General features: G+C 60.5%; 1 protein-coding gene. It reads right to left on the bottom strand.

What is annotated here, in order from left to right; genetic code table 11:
* Nucleotides 1-19: 19 nt before the first annotated feature.
* On the bottom strand, nt 20-1,105 hold the full coding sequence (locus KB201_RS24625) for an IS630 family transposase (protein ID WP_211540894.1): 1,086 nt from the start codon (nt 1,103-1,105) through the stop codon (nt 20-22).
* Nucleotides 1,106-1,156: the final 51 nt, after the last annotated feature.

Here is a 1,156-nt window from a genome sequence, read left to right as displayed (position 1 = left end):
CTAGTGGTGTGTCTCGGTTTTAGCTAACTCCTTGTTCGAGTGCGGCGCGGGCGCGGGCGACCTTGGCCAGGATCGACCTGGAGGTTGCGGTCCAGACATATGGTGTCGGGTTGTCGTTGTGGGCGTTGAGGTATTCCTCGATGCTCTCGATGAGGTCGGGCACGCTGGCGAAGATCCCACGGCGGATGTTCTTGTCGGTCAACTCCCGAAACCAGCGTTCGACCTGGTTGAGCCACGACGACGAGGTCGGGGTGAAATGGAAGTGAAAACGTTTGTGCCGCTCCAACCATCGCAGGACTTCGGGATGTTTGTGGGTGCCGTAGTTGTCCAGGATCACGTGCACCTGCAATCCCTTGGGGACTTCACGGTTAACGGTGTTGAGGAACGTGATGAACTCGCTGTGGCGATGTCTGGGTAAGCATTGTCCGATCACCGTGCCGGTGAGCACGTCGAGCGCGGCGAACAAGGTGGTGGTGCCGTTGCGTTTGTAGTCGTGGGTCATCGTGGCGGCACGGCCGGTGACCATCGGCAACGACGGCTGGGTTCGGTCGAGGGCTTGGATCTGTGATTTCTCGTCCATACACAGCACAATGGCCTTGTCCGGCGGTGTCAGGTACAAGCCGACCACATCGATCAGCTTCTCTTCGAACTGCGGATCGTTGGATACCTTGAACGTGTCCACCCGATGCGGCTTAAGCCCAAGATCAGACCAAATGCGTTGCACGGTAGCCGGACTCACCCCAACATGGGCGGCCATCGTGCGGCACGACCAATGGGTATGCCCGGGTGGAGTGCTCGTCTTGGTCAACCGCACGATCTCGGCGACCTTCTCCTCACTGATCGAAGACTTACGGCCCCGACCAGCTCGTACCTGCCCGAACTTCGTCAACCCGTCCTCGGCGAAACGTGTGCGCCACGCCCGCACTGTCACCGCGGTCACCCCAAGTTCCTCGGCGATCACCCGATTCGCTTCGCCGTCGGCGGCCATCAGCAAAACCCTGGCCCGCAACACCTCACGGTGCGGCGCGGTCTGCGCCCGCGCCAACGTTTCCAACGTCTCCCGCTCGGCTTTCGTCAACCGCAAACACGCTGCCGGTGCACTCATCAACCCAGCCTACCGAACAACGAGCTAGACAATTGCGAGACACACCACTAG

Origin of the sequence: Gordonia sp. SCSIO 19800 (assembly GCF_018132775.1) — a bacterium.
Taxonomy (GTDB): domain Bacteria; phylum Actinomycetota; class Actinomycetes; order Mycobacteriales; family Mycobacteriaceae; genus Gordonia; species Gordonia hongkongensis.
Note: the sequence above shows the minus strand (reverse complement) of the source record. Positions and strands in the feature narration are given on the sequence as shown.

Excerpts from the sequence above, each read along its gene's own strand:
- KB201_RS24625 (WP_211540894.1), bottom strand. The coding sequence starts at position 1,105 with ATGAGTGCACCGGCAGCGTGTTTGCGGTTGACGAAAGCCGAGCGGGAG.